The following is a 23,368-nucleotide window of genomic DNA, read 5'->3' as shown; positions in this document are numbered from 1 at the left end:
TCCAAGCCAAACCATATATTTTAAAAAAATAGTTGCCAGACGAAAATTAACTAATATAATTCCAAATATTTTTCTTTTTAGTCATTTCGATGAAAACAACTCTTAAAGCGGCATGCTCTGGTTTTTGCATTCCTGCATCTTCCTTGAGTAATTTTAAAGCATAATTTCTGGCTAGCGCCAAAGTATCTCTATCGCGAACCAAATCGGCAATTTGAAGGTTTAGCACCCCACTTTGCTGCGTTCCCATTAAATCACCGGGACCTCTAAGTTTTAAGTCGACTTCAGCAATTTCGAAACCATCATTGGTTTGTACCATGGTTTCCATCCGGGTTTTACTGTCGGAACTCAATTTATGACTCGTCATCAGGATGCAATAACTTTGTTCTGCACCACGACCCACACGACCTCGAAGCTGATGCAGTTGCGATAACCCAAAACGTTCCGCACTTTCAATAATCATCACACTGGCGTTAGGAACATTGACTCCGACTTCAATTACGGTGGTGGCTACCATAATATTGGTTTTTCCCTCCGAAAAACGTTTCATTTCGGCATCTTTTTCTGCTGGTTTCATTTTACCGTGGAGAATAGAAATCGAATAGTGTGGCAATGGAAAATCTCTGGAAACACTTTCATAACCGTCCATCAAATCTTTGAAATCCATTTTTTCTGATTCCTGAATTAACGGATATACAATATAAATTTGGCGTCCCAAAGCAATTTCGTCCCGAAGGAATTTCCAAACTTTTAATCTGTTACTGTCAAAACGATGTACGGTCTGAATTGGTTTACGTCCTGGAGGCAATTCATCGATTACTGAAATGTCTAAATCGCCATACAAACTCATTGCTAATGTTCGTGGAATAGGCGTGGCGGTCATTACCAAAACGTGTGGCGGAATCACATTTTTCTTCCACAATTTAGAGCGTTGTTCTACGCCAAAACGGTGTTGCTCATCAATTACGGCTAGTCCTAAATTCTTGAATTTTACTTTATCTTCTAGTAAAGCATGCGTTCCGATAAGGATATGTAACGTACCGTTTTCCAATTCTTCATGGATAATTCGGCGTTGTGCTATTTTAGTAGAACCCGTTAGGATTCGGATATTTATATTTAAAGTCTCGGCTAATTCTGATAAGCCAATAAAATGCTGATTTGCCAAGATTTCCGTGGGCGCCATCAAGCACGCCTGAAATCCATTATCAAGTGCCAAAAGCATGCTCATAAAAGCCACAATGGTTTTTCCGGAACCTACGTCACCCTGCAGCAAACGGTTCATTTGGGCGTTGCTTCCCATGTCCGTTCGTATTTCTTTGATTACTCTTTTTTGAGCATTGGTCAACTGAAAAGGCAAGTGATTTTGGTAAAAATCATTAAAATAGTTACCGACAATAGAAAATGGGTGTCCTTTTATTTTGTGTTTCCTAATGAGATTTTTTGTGATTAATTGCAACTGAATAAAGAACAATTCTTCAAATATTAATCGGAATTTAGCTTTCGCCAAAACTTCGGTGCTTTTTGGAAAATGAATATTGAATAAAGCCGCTTTTTTAGGAATCAGTTTCAACTCGTTGATTAAATAATCCGGTAATGTTTCCGTAAACAACGCTTGTGTTTCAAGAAACAATTGCTGCATCATTTTATTAATCACTCGATTTGAAATCCCTCGATTCGTCAAGGTTTCTGTCGAAGGATATACCGGTTGCATGGCGGAACGCAAGCTTTTTTCATGCTCGCTCATCAACTCAATTTCCGGATGCGCCATATTGAATGTACTTCCAAAAGAGGTGCATTTCCCAAAAATCACACAAATTTCATTGAGCTTTAAGCTCTCTCGAATCCATTTGTGACCTTGAAACCAAACGAGTTCCATTTGACCCGTATCATCCACAAAAGTTGCGACCAAACGCTTTTGATTTCTGCCAAATTCAACCGTTTTAATGTTGATGATTTTACCGATTATTTGAACCTCGGCACTGTTGTTTTGCAGTTCGTTAATCTTGTAATACCGCGTTCGGTCAATGTATCTGTTGGGGAAAAAATTCACTAAATCCACATACTTGTAAATTCCCAATTCTTTACGCAGCAATTCGCCCCGATTGGGACCAACGCCTTTTAAATATTCTATAGGAGTAAGGAGGAGGTTGTTAACAGACATTTTAAATTATTTGGAAAACTGCAAAAAGAACCACACCTTTAAAGTCAAAATTCTTCTTTCTTGCAAAGTACGAAGATAGTTTTTTGTTTGCAAAATAGAAAATCACAAAGGATCAAAAAATTAGGTATTGGCAATAGCAATAGAGTCAAAATAACGTATGTCATTTCAGCTACCATGAAATATTTTTTCCTTAGTAGCTATTCTCGCTATCCGTTTCAAGCTTTGCAGGTTCAAACCTTTTTTCTAGGTTAGGGCAGGAGCTTCCTGCGGTCGCTCTGCCTTAACCAGAAAAAAATGGTTTTCACCTCGCAAAGGCTTTCCACTGCTATCAAGGCTAAAAACGTTTAGAACTCGAAAGAACTTTTGGATATAAGGACTCTATTTTTAAGGAGAGGCACTGCCATCGATTCATCAGGAATGATAAACGTTGCTTCATTTGTTTAAGCTTAAAACTGATACTTACTTACATGACTTATATGTTAAAAACCAGATTCGTAAATCTTATTTCTTTCTCTCTGAGACTTTACGAAAGAAAAACTTACATGTCTTAAATGTTTAAAAGAAACCAAACTCAATTAGTAGCGATTCCTTTGGAACGACAACCGTTGCTGTATTTGTCTGAGTTTAAAACTTACATGCACTTATATGCCTTATATGTTTAAATAGCAGCTTAGTGAATCTTATTTTTTATCAGTGAATCTTTCCGAAAAAAAAAGCTTACCTGTCTTATATGTTGAAAAAATAGCCATGAAATAAAAACCATCACGAGTTAAATTTATATTAATTGTAATCAATTAAATTGTACACAATATAATTAAAACTATCTTTGTACCATAATAAACAAACCATGAAAGACCAACTACACATCAGCGAGCAAGTTTGTTTTCCCGTTTACGCCTTCGCAAAGGAGATCATCAATCAATACCGTCCATTGTTGGAGGCGCTTGAGTTGACTTATCCGCAGTATTTAGTGATGCTTGTTTTATGGGAATACAAAGAGCAAACCGTTAATCAGCTTGGTGACAAACTAAAATTAGATAGTGGAACGCTCACGCCATTATTAAAACGAATGGAAACAAAGGCGTTTGTAACCCGAATCAGAAGCACTGTTGATGAAAGAATCGTCAACATTTCATTGACTGAAAAAGGGGTAGCACTAAAAGAAAAAGCAGCTTGTATTCCGCAACAGTTAATGGAAGCTATGAATGTTTCTGCGGAGGATTTGTTACTATTAAAAAACATAATTACTAAAATAGCAAAAAAATAAAGATGAAAACATTGTATACCACACAAGCTACTGCAACAGGCGGTAGAAACGGACAAGTAAAAAGCGAAAACGGAATTGTAGCATTAGAAGTACGATATCCAAAAGCGTTAGGCGGAGCCAATGATGATTATGCCAACCCAGAAATGCTTTTCGCTGCAGGTTATTCGGCTTGTTTTGATAGCGCCTTGAACTTGGTAATAAAAAAAGAAAACATCCAAACCGGTGAAACAACCGTAACCGCAAGTGTAAGCATTGGACAAAATGACGCAGGAGGTTTTGGTTTGGAAGCCGCTTTGCATGCAATTATTCCCGGAGTAACACTAGACGTAGCGCAAGATTTAATAGAAAAAGCGCATCAAGTGTGTCCTTATTCTAATGCGACGAGAGGAAATATGTTAGTTACGCTAACCGTTTCAAACAACTAATTGACTTATTAAAAAATAGAAATATACAATGGCTTTACTAGAAGATTTAAACTGGAGACACGCTGTAAAAGCATACGATGCTACCAAAAAAGTAAGCAAAGAAGATATTGATAAAATTGTAGAAGCGGCACGTTTGGCACCTACTTCTTCAGGATTACAACCTTTTCAAGTGCTTGTTGTTGAAAACCAAGAACTAAAAGAAAAACTGGTTAAAGGAGCACTGAATCCAGAGTGCATGAGAGATTGTTCTCATGTTTTGATTTTTGCTGGATGGGATCGTTACACGGCTGAGCGCATTGATAAAGTATACGATTACACTACAGCAGAGCGCGGTTTACCACAAGGGCGTTTTAATAGCTATACGGATATGCTTAAGAAAATATATCTCGCACAACCTGCTGAAGAAAACTTCGCACACATTGCCAGACAAACCTACATTGCTCTTGGACTTTCTTTGGCGCAAGCCGCTGAACTAAAAGTAGACAGCACACCAGTGGAAGGTTTTGATAACAGCGTGGTTGACGAAATCTTAGCACTAGATAAATTAGGTTTAAAAAGTGTTTCGCTAATGTATGTAGGCTACGCCGATACACCAAACGATTGGATTGCTCCAATGAAAAAAGTGAGAACACCTAAAGAGGAATTTGTACTAGACTTTAAATAATATTTTTAAACTACTGCAATTTGTTACTAATTCACGTTGCATTTTAGTAGTGAAAGCCTCCACCAAAACAATGTTTTGTTGGAGGCTTTTTTTTATTTTTTTTAAGCGATTACAGGAAAATGGAAACAGGTGCGTTTATTTAGGAATAATTTTGGGAAAGTATTGTAACATAAAAATTTAAACTTATTAGTACTATATTTGGAAACCACGAAAAATCAAAATTAATCCAAGATAAAAAATAATAGGCATTGTCGTGGATAATTTTTACACTTATTATAAAGTGCGAAAATTATTAGAATGTAGTATTATCAAGTGTAAGGTGTTATAAACAAGATAGTAGCTAATTATTTTTTGATATAACAGTTCAATGAGCTCTATATATTACAAATGTAATCTTGAGACTAATTTTAACAAATAAACTGCTGCTGATGTACTTTTATAATAAGAAAGAAGTATATTATTTTTGATTATTCCAGCGCCTGAACAAATAATCAATTAAAAAATGACAATAATACTATGAATGAAACAGAACAACCACCGGAAAGAATTAAAATCGCTGAGAAAGAGCTGTTCCTAAAATTAATGATCGCTCCACGAACAGCTTTTCAATTTATAAATGAATACAAATATGAGAAACATTTGTATATTTTATTATTTCTAGCTGGTATTGTAAGAACTTTTGATAGAGCATCAACGAAAAATATGGGAAATAACTTTTCCCTTTGGAATACCATCGCTGTCTGTGTTATTTTTGGTGGTATTTTTGGCTGGATTTCCTAATATCTATATGCTGCGCTTATTAGCTGGACTGGCGCTTGGTTGAATGGAAAGGGAAATACACAATCTATAGTAAGAGTTTTAGCTTATGCTTTTTTTCCTTCTATTTTCATTTTAATACTTCTGATTCCGCAGCTTGCGTTATATGGAAATCAATTATTCCAATCAGATTCTGATTTATACAATTTAGCTTCAACTAAAAGTGTGATTTTGTATCTACTGCTTTTTGTAGAGTCGGGACTGGGAATTTGGTCGCTTGTATTGTGCATAATTGGAATAGCTGAAGTACAGCAATTATCTATTGGTAAAGCAATATTAAATGTATTATTTCCTGTAATAGTACTAATTTTTGCTATTTTAGTTTTGGTCTTAATTATTAAAATATTCGAATAATCACCCTAAAATGAGTATTACTAAGTTGAGAAGAACTGATAATAAAATATGTATTTATCTTTTTAAACACAATACCTTCGCAAAAAATAAAATTTCAACAAATGACAACTCATCTCGCATTACTTCGTGGCATCAACGTTTCTGGTCACAGTATGATAAAAATGGAAGCCCTAAAAACGACTTTGGAAACCATTGGTTTTCAAAATGTGCAAACGTATATTCAATCCGGAAATGTTTTTGTGGATACCGAAGAAGAAAATGGAGCTGCCGTTGGATTCAAAATAAAACAGGAAATTTTTAAGATTTTTGGATATGAAGTGCCTGTTGTTGTTATTAAAAAAGAGGATTTAGAAGCTTGTTTCAAAAAGAATTCATTTTTGAAGGAAAAAGATATTGATACAAAGAAGTTGTATGTGGCTTTTATTTCGACCACGTTGCAAAGTACGAGTATGAATGATTTGAAAATTAGCCAATTCAAACCAGATGAAGCAAGTATTGATGGTAACAAAATCTTTATAAAATATGCTGTTGGCGCCGGAAAGACCAGATTTGATCAAAAATACATCGAGAAAAAACTGAATGTTATTGCAACAATCCGAAATTGGAATACAGTGACACAATTGCTGAAAATGTACGAAGAACGATAATAAGACTTCTAGTCCGGTTCAACCACTAATTTGCAAATTATAAATGGTATAATCCATCTTAAATTTGCGAATTAGCGGTATTTTTTTGGAGTTTAAACAAAGATTTTTAAGACTCTATTTTAGCTTTAGAAAAAAATAGTTAAAATTTGACGCAACCTATTGCAAGAAGTAGCATCTATAAAATATATATAACCGAAGTCAAATACTGTTTTATAATTTTAGTTAAAAAGTAAATTATAAGTGCTTATTAAAACATTTTCATAAGGTTTAGATTTGGTTAATTTTAGGATTATGAAGCACTTTTGTCAAAGAGTATTCAGAAGTTGTAAAAACTTCTGGTGCTCTTTTTCTATTTTCAATCGAATAGAAGAATCAGTCTTTCAATAAAAAAATAGTTGGTACGCACAAAAAAATTATATTTACGTACTAATTAATGCTATCAAAATCTTTTATTTATTTTGCAAAACCCTAAAATGTAGCGCTATGAATTTAAAACTTTCTTTTGTTTTTACTGTCTTTTTTGTTTGTGTCTCCATAGCGCAAAACGGAAATCCAAACGATTATTTGTCGGCTCAATTCCATAAAGAACGCAGAGAAGCCTTGCGTGCCAAAATGCCTCAGAATAGTGTGGCGGTATTTTTTAGTAATCCTATTCGGAACCGAGCCAATGATGTGGATTTTATCTACCATCAAGATCCGGATTTTTATTATTTAACAGGATACAAAGAACCTAATTCAGTGCTAGTTGTTTTTTCGAATAATAAAACCAATACAGACGGAAAGTCATTCAATGAATTGCTCTATGTTCAGGAAAAAAATCCAAGAGCAGAGCAATGGACAGGAGTCCGCTTAGGAACGGAGGGCGCCAAAAAAGAGTTGGGTTTTGATAATGCTTTGAATGGAGCGGCGTTTTTAAATTCGGGGATTGATTATGCAAATTTTGATACTGTTTTCTTTAAGGAATTTGAAGAAGACACTCGAAATTCGAAAAATGAAAAAGCCGATTTATATAAATTAATTAGTGCTTTTAAATCTCAAATTGGCTACAGCGAAAAAGAGAGACCACAAATGGATTTGAATGTGCAAAACGAAATGAACACTAAAAAAAGTGTCACTTCAAAAAAGGCTACAATAAATACCAAATCGATTTTGACATTTATGGCGAGTCTGCGCGAGAAAAAATCCAAAGAAGAGTTGGTTTTATTGACTAAAGCGGTTCGGATTTCGGCAATGGGACAACGTGAAATCATGAAAGCGATGCATCCCGGAATGTCGGAAACGGAAATACAGGGAATTCATGAATTTGTATACAAAAAGTACGGCAGTGAGTTTGAGGGTTATCCATCAATCGTGGGCGCAGGAAATAACGGTTGCGTATTGCATTATATTGAAAACAGCAAAATGAAAGTCGAAAACGAGTTAGTTTTAATGGATTTAGGAGCTGAATATCATGGCTACACTGCTGATGTAACCCGAACCATTCCAGCTAACGGAAAATTTTCTACGGAGCAAAAACAAATTTATGATTTAGTTTACGACGCTCAAGAAGCTGGTATTGCTGCTGCAAAAGTGGGGAATAGTTTTAATGCGCCGGATGTTGTTGCACGCAAAATAATCAGTGTTGGCTTAGTGAAACTAGGAATTGTTAAAACGGAACAAGAATCCAGAAAATATTTTCCTCACGGAACTTCGCATCATATTGGTTTAGATGTTCACGATCCGGGTTTGTATACTGTTTTTGAAGCAGATATGGTCGTGACCGTAGAGCCTGGAATTTACATTCCAATAGGTAGTGATTGTGATAAAAAATGGTGGGGAATTGCGGTACGAATTGAAGATGATATTTTAATTACAACAAATGGACCGGTAAATTTATCATCGGAAGCACCAAGAAAATCAAATGAAATTGAAGCACTTATGAGTGAAAAAAGTGTTTTAGATACTTTTTCTGTACCAAGTTTAGATTAGTATATTTTACTATTCTTTACAAATAGAACTCCGTTGTCTTATTGATTTCGGAGTTTTTTTTAAATCATTTACTAACCAAATCACAATACCAAAACCCAAAATCAAACACATCGGATGCACTTGTATCACAAGCAGTATCGGATGAATCTTCTTTTTCTGGTTTTTCATATTTTCGATACACAACTTCTCCAATTTCAAATTTGATAGGTTTGGAGAAAATGGGACCGTCAAAAGTGAAGGTGTGGAATTCGCCATTTTCGCCACAAACATCTACATTTTCTGGTAAATCATTTAGGAAATCCTCATCGATAACGCGACCTACGAAGCTTTTATCCAAATGGCGTTCGTTCACACAAACCACAATTGTTTTAAAACCTAAACGTATAAATTCCTGAATGATTTCGTGGGTTGGGGTTTTCCAAAGTGGAAAAATGCCTTCGAAACCTATTTCGGCTAATTTATCTTCACGGTATTTACGCAAATCTTCCAGAAAAATATCTCCAAAAATAGAATGAGTGACACCATGATTTTTTAGTTTTGCCAATGTTTTTCGCATCACATCTTCGTAGGCTTCCATAGTTGGCATTTCAGGAATTTGCATGATTTCAAGCGGTAATCCAATGCTTTGGGCTTGTTGTTGTAATAATTCAACTCTAACTCCATGCATAGAAACACGTTGATGCTGTTGGTTTACACTGGTTAATAAACAAGAGATTTCAATTTCTGGATTTTGTAAGGTTTTATATAAGGCCAGCGCAGAATCTTTTCCACTGCTCCAATTAAATAGTGCTTTCTTTTTCAATGTAGTTTGACTTATAGTTTTCTGGAGGTAAACTTACAAAATTAGCCGGATTAGTTGGGGAAACCTTTGTAACTTTGGAAATCGCATCATTAAATATGTTAGTAATGAAATACCTATTCCTTTTTATTTCCACATTCACATTTGCCCAACAAACCCAATTTGTTGATTTTAAATCGGTTTTGGGTAGAATTGCAATAAATCCAATTGAAAAAACTGTGTCAGGAGATGTCAGATATAATTTTGAAGTGTTACAATCCATAGATACTATTAAAATTGATGCACAAAACATGGAATTTTTTGATGTTATGCTGAACGGAAAACCAATCGATTTTAAAAATACCCAAAAGCAATTACAACTTATTTTCTCCTTTGAAAAGGGAAAAAACAACTTGACTTTTCAGTATTTGGCAAAGCCAAAACAAACAATGTATTTCATTGGTTCAGAAGCAAATGATAATGTACAAATTTGGACACAAGGACAAGGGAAATATACGAGTCATTGGTTTCCAAGTTTTGATGATGTGAATGAAAAAGTAGTTTTTAATATGAACATCGTATTTGATAAAGACTATCAGGTAATTTCAAATGGTACGTTGCAATTTAAGTCGGAATTGAATGGACTTTCCGTTTGGAACTACCGTATGCAAAAACCAATGAGTTCTTATTTATTGATGCTTGCCATTGGAAAATTTGAAAAAAATGTACAAAAATCAAAGTCGGGAATTCATTTAGAAATGTATTTGGAACCAAAAGATGCAACTAAATTTGAACCAACCTATCGTGATTCAAAAAGAATGTTTGATTTTTTAGAAAATGAAATAGGAGTGAAGTATCCTTGGGAAATATACAAACAAGCACCTGTTCGAGATTTTCTATATGCTGGAATGGAAAATACATCAGCAACGCTTTTCAACACGCGTTTTGTAGTCAATTCAACAGGATTTGAAGACAGAAGCTACACCAATGTCAATGCACATGAATTAGCACACCAATGGTTTGGAAATTTAGTCACTTCCGAAAATAGTAAACACCATTGGTTGCAGGAGGGTTTTGCTACGTATTATGCACTGCTTGCCGAAAAAGAAATCTATGGTGAAGATTATTTCTATTCCAAATTATATGAGTCGGCACAACAATTAAAATTTGCCTCTCGTACGGACCCGATTCCTGTTCTGAATGCAAAAGCAAGTTCATTGACATTTTATCAAAAAGGTGCTTGGGCTTTATTTAGTTTACACGAGGAAATAGGCGATAAGGCGTTTAAAAAAGCGGTCAAAAACTATTTGAAAAAACATGCGTTTCAGAGTGTGAATACCAATGATTTTTTTACTGAAATTAAGAAAGTATCAAATTATGATTTGGATAATTTTAGTAAAGTATGGCTTGAAACTACTGTTTTTAATACCCAACAAGCTAATATTTTATTGTTAAAAAACAAATCAATTCAGGTCTTGTTTGCGGTAGAAAAATTAAAAAATAAACCGTTGTTAGATAAAAAGGATTTTTTTAAAAAAATAATGGAATCTGACGTTTATTTTTCGGTGAAAGAAGCGATTCTAAATCAATTAAAAAATGAAAAATGGGAAGATAAAGAGAGTTTTTTTATTTTAGCTTTAGAAACTAAAAATGTGCAATTACGTCAAACAATTGCGGGAACAGTAAATGAAATTCCTGAAAGTTTCAGAGTGCATTATGAAACTTTATTAGAGGACAAATCATATCAAACACAAGAACTGGCGTTATATAATTTATGGAATAATTTTCCAGAAAAGCGTTTTAAATATTTAGATCAATCCAAAACTTGGATGGGTTTTAATGATTATAATTTAAAGACTTTGTGGTTAACACTCGCTTTATCAACACCTAATTATACTAGAGAGAAAGAAACATTGGTCAATGAATTAATAGAGTATTCATCTATAAATTACGAGGCGAATACCAGACAAAATGCTTTGGATAAATTGCTTGCTTTCAAAATAATTAATGATATTGTTTTGAAAAATCTTGTAAATGCAACTACACATCACATGTGGCAATTTTCTAAATTTGGAAGAGATACCATTAGAAAATTATTAAAAAATCCAGAAATGAGATTTGCTTTGGAAAAAATAGTTCCTGACTTAAATGAAGCAGAACAATTTCAGTTACAGCGTTTGCTAAAAGAATAGCTATGTTTTTTGAAGCTATTTCCTCGCAGTGGTGCATGTAATTTAAAGCGGCGCTGCTAAAATTTAAAATAACGGATAGAAAGGATATAAAGAGGTTTACATAGTATTTTAAAATAGTAATGGTGTTGCTCTATTTGAAGTAAAAGTATTTAATTTAGCAGCTAATAGCACGCAGAATCTTATTTATAGCGCAAGAATATCAATTCAAATAAGAAAAATAAGATGGTTATAAAAAAATATATTTTTGCTTTTTTAGTACTATCGACATTTAGTTGTAGTATGCAAAATGACCTGTTAAAAAAGACATTGGCCTCCGATAATCCTAACATAAAAAGGGTGATGGAAAATCCAAAGCAATATGAGCTTCAAATTATCTACACTCAGATTGTAAGAGATAAAAAGGGAGCAATTTCATTTAAGGATTACACGTATCATTTAAACGCTAAAACTTACTTTTATCCAGCGAGCACAGTAAAATTTCCTATTGCAGTTTTGGCTTTGGAAAAATTGAATACAATCCCTAATACTTCTATTAATACCTCATATACGATAGAAGGGAACACAGATAAAATAAAATTTTCTGAAGAAATTTCAAAAGTTTTTGCTGTGAGCGATAATGTAGCCAGTACAAATTTACTTGAATTCATTGGTTTTGATTTTGTAAACCAAAAGATGAAAGAAAAAGGGCTGTTTCCTTTTAGATTAAGCCACCGTCTTTCAGCTCCAGACTCGAGAAACCCTTTAGTAAAATCAACGACAATCTACAAAGACGACCAAACGATCGAAGTTTTTCCTTCAAAACTCAATGAAAGTCCCGTTCCTTTAGCGCTCCTTGGTATCAAAAAAGGAGTGGGTTATCGTGATATGGAGGATAAATTAGTAAATACACCTTTCGACTTTTCTAAAAATAATTACTACCCATTAGAAACCTTACACAATACACTAAAACGGATTGTATTTCCTCAAGCTTTCAAAGAAGAAGAACGTTTTAAAATAACAGAGAAAGACAGAGCATTTATTCTATTTTCAATGCAAAACCTACCTAAAAATGCAGGCTTTGATCCGATTACCTATTATGATGGTTATTGTAAATTTTTTATGTTTGGAGATACAACGGCAAACATTCCGTCGAATATAAAAATTTACAATAAAGTGGGCACTGCGTATGGCACCATGATTGATTGTGCTTATATTCTTGACCAAGAAAACAAGGTTGAATTTATGCTGTCTGCGACTATTTTAGCAAATAAAGATGGTGTTTTTAACGATGACATTTATGAATATGAAAGTGTAAGTCTTCCTTTCTTAGCTGAATTAGGGCGTCAATTATATGATAAAAGTAGACAATAATCTAGTTTGTCTATTCGTGAATTTATTTTTTGGACAGGTAGGAATATCCCAACTGTGGAAAATAAAAATGCAAGGCAGAATTGATCTCTTCTCCAGAATTATAAAGGTATTGCATTCTTAAAAAGTAGAATGATTTTGAGAATGAGTAACAAATGCTTTAATAAATCTCAATTTGCAGAATGGATTGCTTACCACAATTGTCCCACTTCGTTTTTGATATAAGCCAAAGCTGCATTGCTTGGAGATTGTTTTTCCATTAAATCATTCAATAGAACTTCACGTAACTTATCAGCAGAATCCACACGGTCACTTCTATTTGCAGCACGTATCATTTGGATTGTCGCATTTTTTGCAGTTACAATTATGGTCCAGCATTCATCTGACATGTAAATTTGTTGTGTCGAATTATGTTCAAATTCTTGCTCTATTTGCGCCATTATAAGATTCTCATAATCATTCTTATCTTGGGAAAGAGGAGTTATGCGGATCAATAATTTGGTAAGATTGATGCGTTCTAAATACAAAGCCATGCGTTCGTATGCTTGCAAACGCAGCGGTAAAGCTTCTTTCTGAGCTTCCTTTTGTAATAACCAGCGTCTGGTATTTTGCTGATCTTTAAAATAAGAGTCAAATAAAAAATAGGCAACGCTACCGGTTATTAGCGAAGGTATTGTATAAGCTAGAATTTCTATGATTTTTGTTGAGTCCATTTTGATGTAAAAATTTTGAACAAAAATATACTTTTTTGATTAAAAATCAATTTCTATTTAATAGCAATTAATCAAACCGAATAGTATTTTTGTCGCTAGTAACGCTACTTTTTAAAATAAAATACCTCAATGGAGACTTATGTACTTGTTTTACTTTGTTTAGGCGCCTTTGCTGCAGGATTTATTGATGCAATTGTTGGTGGTGGTGGATTGATACAAACTCCTATGGGATTAATTTTGATGCCAAATCTTCCCGTTGCTACAGTTATTGGAACCTTAAAAGTTCCTGCGTTCAGTGGTACTTCCTTTGCAGCGTATCAATATCTAAAAAAGGTGGACATGAACTGGAAATTATTGTCTGTTATGATGCTTTTGGCATTTCCATCAGCATTTTTGGGTTCTACTTTATTGACGTATGTGAGTAATGATTTCATGAAACCATTATTATTAGTAGTGCTATCTTTTTTGGTGATTTATACTTATGCCAAGAAAAATTTTGGTCAACAAATTGAAAAAAATCATTCTCCAAGAACACAAATTTTTAATGCAATTGGTATTAGTTTTATAGTGGGTTTGTACGATGGATTTATAGGTCCTGGAACAGGTAGTTTTCTTGTGGTTGCATTTATCGCTATCATGGGATTTGATTTTTTACATGCTTCTGCAAATGCTAAAATGGTCAATCTTGCCACAAATTTTGGTTCTATTTGTTTGTTTATTTTAAAAGGAAAAATTATTTGGGCAATAGCAATACCTATGGCTGCGAGTAACGCTTTTGGTGGATGGATGGGTGCGAAATTAGCTATAAATAAAGGAAATAGTTTTATACGAGTGTTCTTTTTGGTGGTAGTAATTGGTACTTTAGTCCGTTTTGCCTACGATGTATTTTTTAAATAATAAATTCAGAATCTCTTATAATAATTAGCAGCAAAATGAATTCGCGGATTGTTCTTTTTTGGTACTTAAAACCTCATTCAAAATCGCTATTTTTGCATAATATAATTTAAAAATTTCCATGCATAAATATATCGACCAACTTAACGAAGCACAACGCGAACCGGTTTTACAAAAAGACGGTCCTATGATAATTATTGCAGGAGCAGGTTCTGGTAAAACGCGGGTGTTGACTATAAGAATTGCTTATTTGATGCATCAGGGAATCGATGCATTCAGTATATTGTCCCTGACTTTTACCAACAAGGCAGCCCGAGAAATGAAAAAGCGGATCTCTGACATTGTAGGTGCAGGTGAGGCTAAAAACCTTTGGATGGGAACTTTTCACTCTGTTTTTGCACGAATTCTACGTTCCGAAGCAGACCATTTAGGATATCCTTCCAACTTTACCATATACGATTCTCAAGACTCACTGCGTGCCATCTCTGGAATTATCAAAGAGATGCAATTGGATAGAGATGTGTATAAACCCAAACAGGTTTTAAGTAGGATTTCTAACTTTAAGAATAGTTTGATTACGGTAAAAGCCTACTTTAATGATCCGGATTTACAAGAAGCGGATGCGATGTCTAAAAAACCTCGAATGGGAGAAATTTATCAAAATTATGTCGACCGATGTTTCAAAGCAGGAGCCATGGATTTTGATGATTTGTTATTGAAAACAAATGAATTACTCACTCGTTTTCCTGAAGTTCTAGCTAAATATCAAAACCGTTTCCGATACATATTAGTAGATGAGTACCAAGATACGAATCATTCTCAGTATTTAATCGTTCGCGCATTATCAGATAAATTTCAAAATATTTGTGTGGTAGGTGATGACGCGCAAAGTATTTATGCTTTTCGTGGAGCCAATATTAATAATATTTTGAACTTCCAAAAAGATTATGAAGGTGTAAAAACCTTTCGATTGGAACAGAATTACCGTTCCACAAAAAATATTGTGGAAGCAGCAAACACCATTATTGATAAAAATAAAGTTAAACTCGATAAAATCGTTTGGACAGCTAATGATTTTGGTCCAAAGATAAAAGTGCATCGCAGTTTAACGGACAATGAAGAAGGCCGTTTTGTGGCGAGTACCATTTGGGAACAAAAAATGCAAAATCAGTTGCCTAATGGCGCTTTTGCTATTTTGTACCGTACCAATGCACAATCCCGTGCTATGGAAGATGCTTTGAGAAAAAGAGATATTCCGTACCGAATTTATGGAGGACTTTCCTTTTATCAAAGAAAAGAAGTGAAGGATGTTTTGTGTTATCTTCGATTGGTTATTAATCCAAAAGATGAGGAAGCTTTAGTGCGGGTAATCAATTATCCAGCCCGTGGAATTGGGAATACTACTATAGAAAAATTAACCATTGCCGCCAATCATTACAAACGTTCCATCTTTGAAGTAATGCAAAATATAGAACGTATTGATTTAAAATTGAATTCTGGAACCAAGCAAAAACTACTAGATTTTGTTACGATGATTCAGAGTTTTCAGGCTATAAATGAGAATCAGGATGCGTTTTATCTGGCTGATCATGTTGCTAAAAAAACGGGATTGATACAAGAATTAAAGAAAGATGCAACTCCGGAAGGAATGGCTAAAATTCAAAATATTGAGGAGTTATTAAACGGGATAAAAGATTTCACCGATGGCCAAAAAGAAATAGATGGTGCTCGTGGCGCTTTGTCTGAATTTATGGAGGATGTAGCTCTAGCAACTGATTTAGATAAAGATACTAGCGATGAAGATCGTGTGGCGTTAATGACCATCCACTTGGCAAAAGGATTAGAGTTTCCGCATGTTTTTGTCGTTGGAATGGAAGAGGATTTGTTTCCAAGTGCCATGAGTATGAGTACCAGAAGTGAACTTGAGGAAGAACGGCGTTTGTTCTATGTGGCTTTGACCCGCGCGGAACATCAGGCATATTTGACCTATGCACAATCACGATACCGTTGGGGAAAGTTGACCGATAGTGAACCTTCTCGTTTTATCGAGGAAATCGATAGTCAATATCTAGAATATATGACGCCTCCTGAAAACAATTACCGCTATAAACCGATGATTGATAGTGATATTTTTGGTGATGTAGATAAATCTAAATTGCGTCTGGCAAAACCAATAGGGGGAACACCACCTAAATACAACACGGATACAGAACCTAAATCAGATATAAATATTCGAAAATTAAAGCCGGTTTCCAATAATTTGGCTTCAGGAGCGGCAAATTTATTTGATAATAAACTGGCAGCAGGAAATATTGTCATGCACGAACGCTTTGGAAAAGGGGAAGTTATAAATCTGGAAGGAATAGGCGCGGATAAAAAAGCTGAAATCAAATTTGATGTAGGCGGTATAAAAAAATTACTATTGCGATTTGCAAAACTAGATATTATTGGATAAAAACGTGTTTTAGGGTGCAGGTTTAGGTTTCTATCATGAATTCATTAAACTGCAAACCCTTAATTTTAAACTAAATAAAATGGCTCAATTTATAAAAATATACCCAGATAAACCCAACGAAGCGGCAATAGCCAAAGTAGTTAAGGTTTTACAAGATGGAGGATTAGTGATTTACCCTACAGATACCGTTTACGGGTTGGGTTGTGATATTACCAATACGAAAGCTTTGGAACGCATTGCAAAGATAAAAGGAGTAAAGCTTGATAAAGCTAATTTTTCCTTCGTTTGCCATGATTTAAGTAACATCTCTGATTATGTGAGACAAATTGACACGGCTACTTTTAAAATCTTAAAAAGAGCTTTACCAGGACCCTATACCTTTATTTTACCGGGAAATAATAACTTACCTAAGGAATTCAAAAAGAAAACGACTGTCGGAATCAGGGTTCCTGATAATGCGATTGCTTTAGAGATTGTCAAGTTTCTTGGGAATCCTATTGTTTCTACCTCAATTCATGATGATGATGATGTGATAGAATACACCACTGATCCAGAACTGATTTTCGAAAAATGGCAAAACCTTGTAGACCTAGTTATCGATGGCGGTTATGGTGATAATGTAGGTTCTACTATTATTGATTTATCGGGTGATGAACCAATTGTAGTAAGAGAAGGAAAAGGAAGTATAGATATTTTGTAAAATTTAAATTTTTGGCAAAATATTTGCTGATTTATTATATATTTTTATATTTGCGGATAAATTATATTTTTTAATTACAAAGTAATAGCATGTTATTCTTAATTATATTTAATTGGTTGTTAAAGAAAAATTGAGGATACATAAAGGCAGGCCAATTGGCCTGCTTTTTTTGTTTCGATCTAAAGTCAATTTTTGTCAATGTTTTAGAATAGAAATAAAGCAAAAAAAAACGCCTCTAATTTGAGGCGCTTATTTTTTGATATTGGAATGAAATTATGGTCTTTGTTTTTTCATTTCTTTTTCAATCATTTCGTAAAATTGATCAATTTTTGGTAAAACTACAATACGAGTTCTTCTGTTGCGAGATCTGTTTTCAGCAGAATCATTGGCAACTAAAGGAATGTAAGAACTTCTTCCTGCAGCAATTAATTGCTCTGGTTTAACACCTAATTGATTTGTTAATACACGGATAATAGAAGTAGAACGTTTCACGCTTAAATCCCAATTGTCTAACAGTACACCTGTTCCATTGTAAGGAACATTGTCCGTATGACCTTCAACCATACATTCAAAATCAGGTTTGTCGTTAACCACTTTGGCAACTTTAGCCAAAACCATTTTAGCTCTATCTGTTACTTCGTAACTTCCGCTTTTAAATAATAATTTGTCAGCAATAGAGATAAAAACAACTCCTTTTTCAACATTTATTTCAATATCTGGATCAGAAATTCCTACTGAACTTTTTAAACTTGTCACTAATGCTAATGTCACGCTATCTTTTTTAGTTAACGCATCTTGCATTCTGCTTATTTTCAAATCTTTCTCTTTAATAGATTCTAAAGCTTTTTCAATATTTTGAGCACCCTTAGTTGACAAAACAGTCATGTCTTTGGAAACACTGATTAAACCTTGATTTTGTTCTTTTAAAGTAGCGGCAGTTGCTGCAAGACCTGCTTTTTCTTCTAAGCAAGAATTTAATTTTACAGTCGCAGTATTTAATAAATCTTGTGTCTCTTTGTTTCTAGCTTCTAAGTCCGTGTATTTCTTTTTAGAAACACAAGAAGTTAAAAGGGCCATTACTGATAAGGCAATTACGATTTTTTTCATAAATTGTTAAAATTTAGTTTATATTGTGAAAGACAAATTTAGCCTTTTATATTTTATTTAATTCTAAATAAATCGTTAAAAACTATAATTTTTCTAATAAAATAGAGGTAAACGATGCTTTTTACATTATAGTATTCTGTTTGTTGAAATTTATTTCTTCTTTTATAATAGGCCATAAAAAGGCCATAAAAGGACCAGTGAGCCTTCAGTACTGCCAAAAAATGCTTGGGTTTTCCTTGTGCTAAAAATTGGATTCCTGCAATTCCATCCAAAAGCATTCGACCCAAAAGAATTTTATACAATTGTTCTTTAGGAAGATTTTTAGTCAACATCAACAAGGAATTTCTAAAATTCAAAAAAGTCTTTTTTGGATTCCCCTGTTGTAAAGTTGCTCCACCTATATGATAGACCACGGATTCCGAATTGTATTTTATTTTATTTCCTTGATTAAAGGCACGCCAGCACAAATCAATTTCTTCTTGATGTGCAAAAAATTCTCCATCAAAACCATTGAGGTCTTTGTACACTTGGCTTCTAATAAAAAAACAAGCTCCTGAAGCCCAAAATATCTCGCAATGATCATCATACTGTCCAATATCTTTCTCTAAAGCATCAAAAATACGACCACGGCAATACGGATAGCCGTATTGATCTATGAATCCTCCTGCAGCTCCTGCATATTCAAAATAATCTTTGCGTTTAAAATCTAATATTTTAGGCTGAATGATCGCCGTATTTGGTTCACTTTCAAACGTTTTAATAATGGGTTGCAACCAATTCTCGGTTACTTCAATATCAGAGTTGACTAAGGCATATATTTCCGCGTCGATGTATTTTAAAGCTTGATTGTAGCCATCTGCAAATCCTAAATTGCTATCATTTTTTACTATTTGTACCGCAGGAAAAAAAGCTTTGACAAAGGAGATAGAATCATCTGTCGATGCATTATCAGCGACATAAATTGTGGCTTCAGCAGAATATTTCAATAGGGAAGGCAAAAATTTTTCTAACAATAAAATTCCATTCCAATTCAGTATTACAACAGCTATTTTCATCTTTTAATTTTGATTACCGGATTTGATAAATTGGTAATTCGGTAAGAAATTGATATTTTTCATTTTCGAAATCCATTTGGCAAAAGTAATGATTCAATCCATTAGTCACCATCAAATATTGGGCTTTCATTGTCATATTATAGCGCGCAATTTGGTCGAAAGTCGCTTGCGCAATTTTAATTTCGGGTGCTTTACATTCGATTAAAATAAAAATAGACCCATCTGAATTAAAAACGACTACATCGTATCTTTTGCGTAAGCCATTCACTTTTAAAACCTTTTCTACATTAATTAATGATTTTGGATATTTTTTTTCTTCTAATAAAAACTGAACTACGTGCTGGCGAACCCATTCTTCGGGTGTAAGAATGATAAATTTTTTCCTGATTTCATCAAAAATAGAGACTTTATTTTCGCTATTTTTGAAACGAAAATGATAAGTAGAAAAATTTAATTGCTGCATGAAGCAAAAATAGTTATTTAGTTGAAAGTTTCAAGTTTAAAGTCTCATGTGATTCAACAAACTTTAAACGGTAAACTTCACACAAAACATAAAAATGGACGAAGTACTAAAAATTGTAAATGATATAAAAGGGGGCAACATTAAACCGCTTTATTTTTTGATGGGTGAAGAGCCATATTACATCGATAAATTATCAGACTATATTGAAGGGAAAGTGCTTACGGAAGAGGAAAAAGGATTCAATCAAACGGTTTTGTACGGCAGAGATGTCACAATCGAAGATATTATTTCTACCGCTAAACGCTATCCTATGATGGCAGAACGTCAAGTTGTAATTGTTAAGGAAGCACAAGATTTGATTCGAACCATTGACAAACTGGAAAGCTATGCCGAAAACCCAATGGCAACAACGGTTTTGGTTTTTTGTTATAAATACAAGACGTTGGACAAGCGAAAAAAATTGACCAAATTATTGGCTAAGTCAGGCGTGGTGTATGAAAGCAAAAAATTATATGAAAATCAAGTTGGGGACTGGATAAAACGTGTCCTCGCTGGTAAAAAATATGCTATTGAACCCAAAGCTACAGCCATGTTAGTAGAATTCTTGGGAACAGACTTGAGCAAAATAAATAATGAACTCGAAAAATTACAAATTATTTTGCCAGTTGGAAGCACGATAAGTCCAAAGGATATTGAGGAAAATATAGGATTCAGCAAAGACTTCAATGTATTTGAATTGCGAAAAGCACTCGGTGAACGCAACCAATTAAAAGCTTATACCATTGCTGAAAATTTTGCCCAGAATCCAAAAGATAATCCAATGGTGGTGACGACTAGTTTAGTTTTTGGTTTTTTTATCCAATTGCTGAAGTATCACGGTTTGAAGGACAGAAATCCAAAAAATGTAGCAGCGGTAATAGGCGTAAATCCATTCTTTTTAAAAGAATATGATGTGGCTTTGAAGAATTATCCGATGAAAAAAGTAAGTCAAATTGTAACAGCTCTGCGTGATATTGATGTCAAAAGTAAAGGTGTTGGTGCCAATGCTTTGTCGCAATCCGATTTATTAAGAGAAATGCTTTATAAAATATTTAATTAAAGGGTAAAAAATCCCGATATTTGCAAACCCTTTATGAGGTTTCAGAATGGGAATTAAAAACGAAATTCCATAAATATGGCAATGAATAAAAATACGATCCTAGGTTGGGCCACGCTTATAATGATTATCATGGGTTTATTACTTATTGGCTTAGGTGCTTTTAGGTACGATGACGTTGCAGGTTGGGGCTTTGCTGCCGTAGGAGTTGGTTTTTTAGCTAACGCATGGGTTTTCAGTTCGCTCAAGGGCAGACTATAATAGTCATTTCAAATGTTGAATTTTAAATTTTAAATTAAAAAAAATGGCAGACGATAAAAAAGTAATCTTCTCAATGTCCAAATTGAGTAAAACTTATCAAGGAGCAGATAAACCAGTACTTAAAAATATTTATTTGAGTTTCTTTTATGGAGCTAAAATTGGTATTTTGGGTTTAAATGGATCTGGAAAATCTTCTTTATTAAAGATAATTGCTGGTGTTGATAAAAATTATCAAGGTGATGTAGTTTTTGCACCAGGTTACACTGTTGGTTATTTAGAACAGGAACCTATTTTAGATGATAGCAAAACGGTGATTGAAATTGTAAGAGAAGGAGTGGCTGAGACAATGGCTGTTTTAGACGAATTCAATAAAATCAATGATAGTTTTGGCTTGCCGGAAGTCTATGAAAATGCCGATAAAATGGAGCAGTTGATGGATCGTCAAGCGCTTTTACAAGATAAAATTGATGCATTAGGTGCATGGGAAATTGACACTAAATTAGAAATCGCCATGGATGCCTTGCGTACTCCTGAAGGTGATACTCCAATTAAGAATTTATCTGGAGGAGAACGTCGTCGTGTAGCTTTATGTCGTTTGTTATTGCAACAACCGGATGTTTTGCTTCTAGATGAACCTACCAATCACTTGGATGCGGAAAGTGTACTTTGGTTAGAACAACATTTAGCACAATATGCCGGAACTGTAATTGCAGTAACACACGATAGATATTTCTTGGACAATGTGGCAGGTTGGATTTTAGAACTAGATAGAGGAGAAGGAATTCCTTGGAAAGGGAATTATTCTTCTTGGTTGGACCAAAAATCAAGCCGTATGGCACTAGAAGAAAAAACAGCTTCCAAACGAAGAAAAAATTTAGAACGAGAGTTGGATTGGGTTCGTCAAGGTGCCAAAGGTCGTCAGACGAAGCAAAAAGCGCGTTTACAGAACTACGATAAATTATTGAATGAAGACCAAAAACAATTGGATGAAAATCTGGAAATTTACATTCCAAATGGTCCACGTTTAGGAACAAATGTAATTGAGGCTAAGAATGTGTCTAAAGCATTTGGAGAAAAATTACTTTATGATAATTTAAACTTTACATTACCACAAGCAGGAATTGTTGGAATTATTGGGCCAAATGGTGCGGGTAAATCAACTATTTTCAAAATGATCATGGGAGAAGAAAAACCAGATTCAGGTGAGTTCTTAATTGGGGATACTGTAAAGATTGCTTATGTTGATCAAGCACATTCAAATATTAATCCTGAAAAATCAATTTGGGAAAACTTCGCTGACGGTCAAGAATTGATTATGATGGGTGGAAAGCAAGTGAATTCAAGAGCTTATTTATCAAGATTTAATTTTGGTGGTGGAGAGCAAAACAAGAAAGTTTCGATGCTTTCAGGTGGAGAAAGAAACCGTTTACATCTTGCCATGACATTAAAAGAGGAAGGAAACGTTTTGTTACTGGATGAGCCAACGAATGATTTGGATATCAATACGCTTCGTGCTTTGGAAGAGGGTTTAGAAAATTTTGCAGGTTGCGCAGTAGTAATTTCTCACGATAGATGGTTTTTAGACAGAATTTGTACGCACATTCTAGCTTTTGAAGGCAACTCAGAAGTGTATTATTTTGAGGGTGGTTTCTCTGAATATGAGGAAAATAAAAAGAAACGTTTAGGTGGGGATTTAACTCCAAAACGATTGAAATATAGAAAACTAATTAGAAGTTAATTTCTTCTGCCTAGCGTAATAATAGCAAGAGGATGTCCAAAATTGGTCATCCTCTTTTTTTTGCTATTTTTTTATTTTTTTATCAGAATTCATCATAATAAAAACGGCAGAAACGATTCCAACGATTACTAAACCGAATACGACAACCATTATAAAAGTTCCGTTATCCCAAGAAAAAAGTGTAGTGTCTTTCATGATTTATTTATTTATTTTAAGTTGGGCCAAATATAGTATTGATAATAAATAAAAGTCATGATAAATATCATGCTC

The 23,368-nt window shown here is 34.1% G+C and carries 21 protein-coding genes and 1 pseudogene; 15 read left to right on the top strand and 7 right to left on the bottom strand.

Going from position 1 to position 23,368, the window contains the following annotated elements; translation table 11 throughout:
• Positions 1-46 precede the first annotated feature (46 nt).
• Complete coding sequence (gene recG / locus BUC11_RS08210) at positions 47-2,158, bottom strand: ATP-dependent DNA helicase RecG (RefSeq protein WP_073353198.1); 2,112 nt, start codon at positions 2,156-2,158, stop codon at positions 47-49.
• Positions 2,159-3,005: 847 nt separating this feature from the next.
• On the opposite strand from recG, the gene BUC11_RS08205 reads away from it, so the two are divergent.
• From BUC11_RS08205 to BUC11_RS08175, 7 genes and pseudogenes are all read left to right on the top strand, one after another.
• Positions 3,006-3,425 carry a MarR family winged helix-turn-helix transcriptional regulator gene (locus BUC11_RS08205; RefSeq protein ID WP_073353196.1) on the top strand — a complete coding sequence of 140 codons (420 nt, stop codon included), beginning with the start codon at positions 3,006-3,008 and terminating at the stop codon, positions 3,423-3,425.
• Between the two features lie 2 nt (positions 3,426-3,427).
• A complete protein-coding gene (locus BUC11_RS08200; RefSeq protein ID WP_073353194.1) occupies positions 3,428-3,850 on the top strand; it encodes an organic hydroperoxide resistance protein in 423 nt (140 codons plus the stop codon).
• A gap of 28 nt (positions 3,851-3,878) precedes the next feature.
• Complete coding sequence (locus tag BUC11_RS08195) at positions 3,879-4,514, top strand: NAD(P)H-dependent oxidoreductase (protein ID WP_073353192.1); 636 nt, start codon at positions 3,879-3,881, stop codon at positions 4,512-4,514.
• A gap of 516 nt (positions 4,515-5,030) precedes the next feature.
• On the top strand, positions 5,031-5,294 hold the full coding sequence (locus tag BUC11_RS08190) for a hypothetical protein (protein WP_073353190.1): 264 nt from the start codon (positions 5,031-5,033) through the stop codon (positions 5,292-5,294).
• A gap of 12 nt (positions 5,295-5,306) precedes the next feature.
• Positions 5,307-5,684 (top strand): annotated as a pseudogene (locus BUC11_RS17360) (YIP1 family protein); the annotation flags it as partial.
• Between the two features lie 101 nt (positions 5,685-5,785).
• Complete coding sequence (locus BUC11_RS08180; protein WP_073353187.1) at positions 5,786-6,331, top strand: DUF1697 domain-containing protein; 546 nt, start codon at positions 5,786-5,788, stop codon at positions 6,329-6,331.
• A 483-nt stretch (positions 6,332-6,814) separates the two neighbouring features.
• Positions 6,815-8,299 carry an aminopeptidase P N-terminal domain-containing protein gene (locus BUC11_RS08175; protein WP_073353185.1) on the top strand — a complete coding sequence of 495 codons (1,485 nt, stop codon included), beginning with the start codon at positions 6,815-6,817 and terminating at the stop codon, positions 8,297-8,299.
• 64 nt (positions 8,300-8,363) lie between these two features.
• Here the strand turns inward: BUC11_RS08175 and BUC11_RS08170 are convergent, their stop codons facing one another.
• Positions 8,364-9,101, bottom strand: coding sequence for a Dph6-related ATP pyrophosphatase (locus BUC11_RS08170; RefSeq protein WP_073353184.1), 738 nt, complete (start codon positions 9,099-9,101; stop codon positions 8,364-8,366).
• A gap of 104 nt (positions 9,102-9,205) precedes the next feature.
• On the opposite strand from BUC11_RS08170, the gene BUC11_RS08165 reads away from it, so the two are divergent.
• Both BUC11_RS08165 and BUC11_RS08160 read left to right on the top strand, forming a co-directional pair.
• Positions 9,206-11,269: a M1 family metallopeptidase gene (locus BUC11_RS08165; RefSeq protein ID WP_073353228.1), complete on the top strand. Its 2,064-nt coding sequence runs from the start codon at positions 9,206-9,208 to the stop codon at positions 11,267-11,269.
• A 339-nt stretch (positions 11,270-11,608) separates the two neighbouring features.
• Positions 11,609-12,619 carry a serine hydrolase gene (locus BUC11_RS08160; protein ID WP_245793819.1) on the top strand — a complete coding sequence of 337 codons (1,011 nt, stop codon included), beginning with the start codon at positions 11,609-11,611 and terminating at the stop codon, positions 12,617-12,619.
• 188 nt (positions 12,620-12,807) lie between these two features.
• Here the strand turns inward: BUC11_RS08160 and BUC11_RS08155 are convergent, their stop codons facing one another.
• The gene (locus BUC11_RS08155; RefSeq protein ID WP_073353179.1) at positions 12,808-13,329 is read right to left on the bottom strand and encodes a DUF7935 family protein; all 522 of its coding nucleotides are present in this window, start codon (positions 13,327-13,329) and stop codon (positions 12,808-12,810) included.
• 129 nt (positions 13,330-13,458) lie between these two features.
• Between BUC11_RS08155 and BUC11_RS08150 the strand changes: the two genes are divergently transcribed.
• From BUC11_RS08150 to BUC11_RS08140, 3 genes are all read left to right on the top strand, one after another.
• The gene (locus tag BUC11_RS08150) at positions 13,459-14,226 is read left to right on the top strand and encodes a sulfite exporter TauE/SafE family protein (RefSeq protein ID WP_073353178.1); all 768 of its coding nucleotides are present in this window, start codon (positions 13,459-13,461) and stop codon (positions 14,224-14,226) included.
• 118 nt (positions 14,227-14,344) lie between these two features.
• On the top strand, positions 14,345-16,678 hold the full coding sequence (locus BUC11_RS08145; RefSeq protein WP_073353176.1) for an ATP-dependent helicase: 2,334 nt from the start codon (positions 14,345-14,347) through the stop codon (positions 16,676-16,678).
• A 79-nt stretch (positions 16,679-16,757) separates the two neighbouring features.
• Positions 16,758-17,378 (top strand): L-threonylcarbamoyladenylate synthase, encoded by a 621-nt coding sequence (locus BUC11_RS08140; protein WP_073353175.1) that lies wholly within the window; start codon positions 16,758-16,760, stop codon positions 17,376-17,378.
• A gap of 273 nt (positions 17,379-17,651) precedes the next feature.
• On the opposite strand, the gene BUC11_RS08135 is transcribed toward BUC11_RS08140, so the two are convergent.
• From BUC11_RS08135 to BUC11_RS08125, 3 genes are read right to left on the bottom strand one after another with little or no spacing between them, the layout of a single operon-like run.
• Entirely contained in the window at positions 17,652-18,485 is an 834-nt protein-coding gene (locus BUC11_RS08135) for an OmpA/MotB family protein (protein WP_073353173.1), read from the bottom strand.
• 53 nt (positions 18,486-18,538) lie between these two features.
• Positions 18,539-19,540, bottom strand: a complete 1,002-nt coding sequence (locus BUC11_RS08130; RefSeq protein WP_073353170.1) for a glycosyltransferase family 2 protein — start codon at positions 19,538-19,540, stop codon at positions 18,539-18,541.
• Positions 19,541-19,553: 13 nt separating this feature from the next.
• Complete coding sequence (locus BUC11_RS08125; RefSeq protein ID WP_073353169.1) at positions 19,554-20,003, bottom strand: type I restriction enzyme HsdR N-terminal domain-containing protein; 450 nt, start codon at positions 20,001-20,003, stop codon at positions 19,554-19,556.
• 94 nt (positions 20,004-20,097) lie between these two features.
• On the opposite strand from BUC11_RS08125, the gene holA reads away from it, so the two are divergent.
• The 3 genes from holA (at position 20,098) to ettA (ending at position 23,098) form a co-directional block, all read left to right on the top strand.
• A complete protein-coding gene (gene holA / locus BUC11_RS08120) occupies positions 20,098-21,102 on the top strand; it encodes a DNA polymerase III subunit delta (protein ID WP_073353167.1) in 1,005 nt (334 codons plus the stop codon).
• Positions 21,103-21,177: 75 nt separating this feature from the next.
• On the top strand, positions 21,178-21,360 hold the full coding sequence (locus BUC11_RS08115; protein WP_073353166.1) for a CAL67264 family membrane protein: 183 nt from the start codon (positions 21,178-21,180) through the stop codon (positions 21,358-21,360).
• 43 nt (positions 21,361-21,403) lie between these two features.
• Positions 21,404-23,098: an energy-dependent translational throttle protein EttA gene (gene ettA / locus BUC11_RS08110; protein WP_073353164.1), complete on the top strand. Its 1,695-nt coding sequence runs from the start codon at positions 21,404-21,406 to the stop codon at positions 23,096-23,098.
• A gap of 63 nt (positions 23,099-23,161) precedes the next feature.
• Here the strand turns inward: ettA and BUC11_RS17265 are convergent, their stop codons facing one another.
• Positions 23,162-23,293 (bottom strand): hypothetical protein, encoded by a 132-nt coding sequence (locus BUC11_RS17265; RefSeq protein WP_255546366.1) that lies wholly within the window; start codon positions 23,291-23,293, stop codon positions 23,162-23,164.
• Between the last annotated feature and the right edge of the window lie 75 nt (positions 23,294-23,368).

The organism is Flavobacterium xanthum, assembly GCF_900142695.1.
GTDB lineage: Bacteria > Bacteroidota > Bacteroidia > Flavobacteriales > Flavobacteriaceae > Flavobacterium > Flavobacterium xanthum.
The sequence above is the reverse complement of the archived record's forward strand: the minus strand, read 5'-3'. Positions and strand labels throughout refer to the sequence as shown.

Bases quoted from the DNA above. Each gene is read 5' to 3' on its own strand.
- BUC11_RS08150 (WP_073353178.1), top strand. From the start codon at position 13,459: ATGGAGACTTATGTACTTGTTTTACTTTGTTTAGGCGCCTTTGCTGCA.
- BUC11_RS08155 (WP_073353179.1), bottom strand. From the start codon at position 13,329: ATGGACTCAACAAAAATCATAGAAATTCTAGCTTATACAATACCTTCG.
- BUC11_RS08140 (WP_073353175.1), top strand. From the start codon at position 16,758: ATGGCTCAATTTATAAAAATATACCCAGATAAACCCAACGAAGCGGCA.
- BUC11_RS08205 (WP_073353196.1), top strand. From the start codon at position 3,006: ATGAAAGACCAACTACACATCAGCGAGCAAGTTTGTTTTCCCGTTTAC.
- BUC11_RS08180 (WP_073353187.1), top strand. From the start codon at position 5,786: ATGACAACTCATCTCGCATTACTTCGTGGCATCAACGTTTCTGGTCAC.
- BUC11_RS08195 (WP_073353192.1), top strand. From the start codon at position 3,879: ATGGCTTTACTAGAAGATTTAAACTGGAGACACGCTGTAAAAGCATAC.
- BUC11_RS08135 (WP_073353173.1), bottom strand. From the start codon at position 18,485: ATGAAAAAAATCGTAATTGCCTTATCAGTAATGGCCCTTTTAACTTCT.
- BUC11_RS08190 (WP_073353190.1), top strand. From the start codon at position 5,031: ATGAATGAAACAGAACAACCACCGGAAAGAATTAAAATCGCTGAGAAA.
- BUC11_RS08125 (WP_073353169.1), bottom strand. From the start codon at position 20,003: ATGCAGCAATTAAATTTTTCTACTTATCATTTTCGTTTCAAAAATAGC.
- BUC11_RS08165 (WP_073353228.1), top strand. From the start codon at position 9,206: ATGAAATACCTATTCCTTTTTATTTCCACATTCACATTTGCCCAACAA.
- BUC11_RS08160 (WP_245793819.1), top strand. From the start codon at position 11,609: ATGGAAAATCCAAAGCAATATGAGCTTCAAATTATCTACACTCAGATT.
- BUC11_RS17265 (WP_255546366.1), bottom strand. From the start codon at position 23,293: ATGAAAGACACTACACTTTTTTCTTGGGATAACGGAACTTTTATAATG.
- ettA (WP_073353164.1), top strand. From the start codon at position 21,404: ATGGCAGACGATAAAAAAGTAATCTTCTCAATGTCCAAATTGAGTAAA.
- BUC11_RS08115 (WP_073353166.1), top strand. From the start codon at position 21,178: ATGGCAATGAATAAAAATACGATCCTAGGTTGGGCCACGCTTATAATG.
- recG (WP_073353198.1), bottom strand. From the start codon at position 2,158: ATGTCTGTTAACAACCTCCTCCTTACTCCTATAGAATATTTAAAAGGC.
- BUC11_RS08130 (WP_073353170.1), bottom strand. From the start codon at position 19,540: ATGAAAATAGCTGTTGTAATACTGAATTGGAATGGAATTTTATTGTTA.
- BUC11_RS08175 (WP_073353185.1), top strand. From the start codon at position 6,815: ATGAATTTAAAACTTTCTTTTGTTTTTACTGTCTTTTTTGTTTGTGTC.
- BUC11_RS08145 (WP_073353176.1), top strand. From the start codon at position 14,345: ATGCATAAATATATCGACCAACTTAACGAAGCACAACGCGAACCGGTT.
- BUC11_RS08200 (WP_073353194.1), top strand. From the start codon at position 3,428: ATGAAAACATTGTATACCACACAAGCTACTGCAACAGGCGGTAGAAAC.
- holA (WP_073353167.1), top strand. From the start codon at position 20,098: ATGGACGAAGTACTAAAAATTGTAAATGATATAAAAGGGGGCAACATT.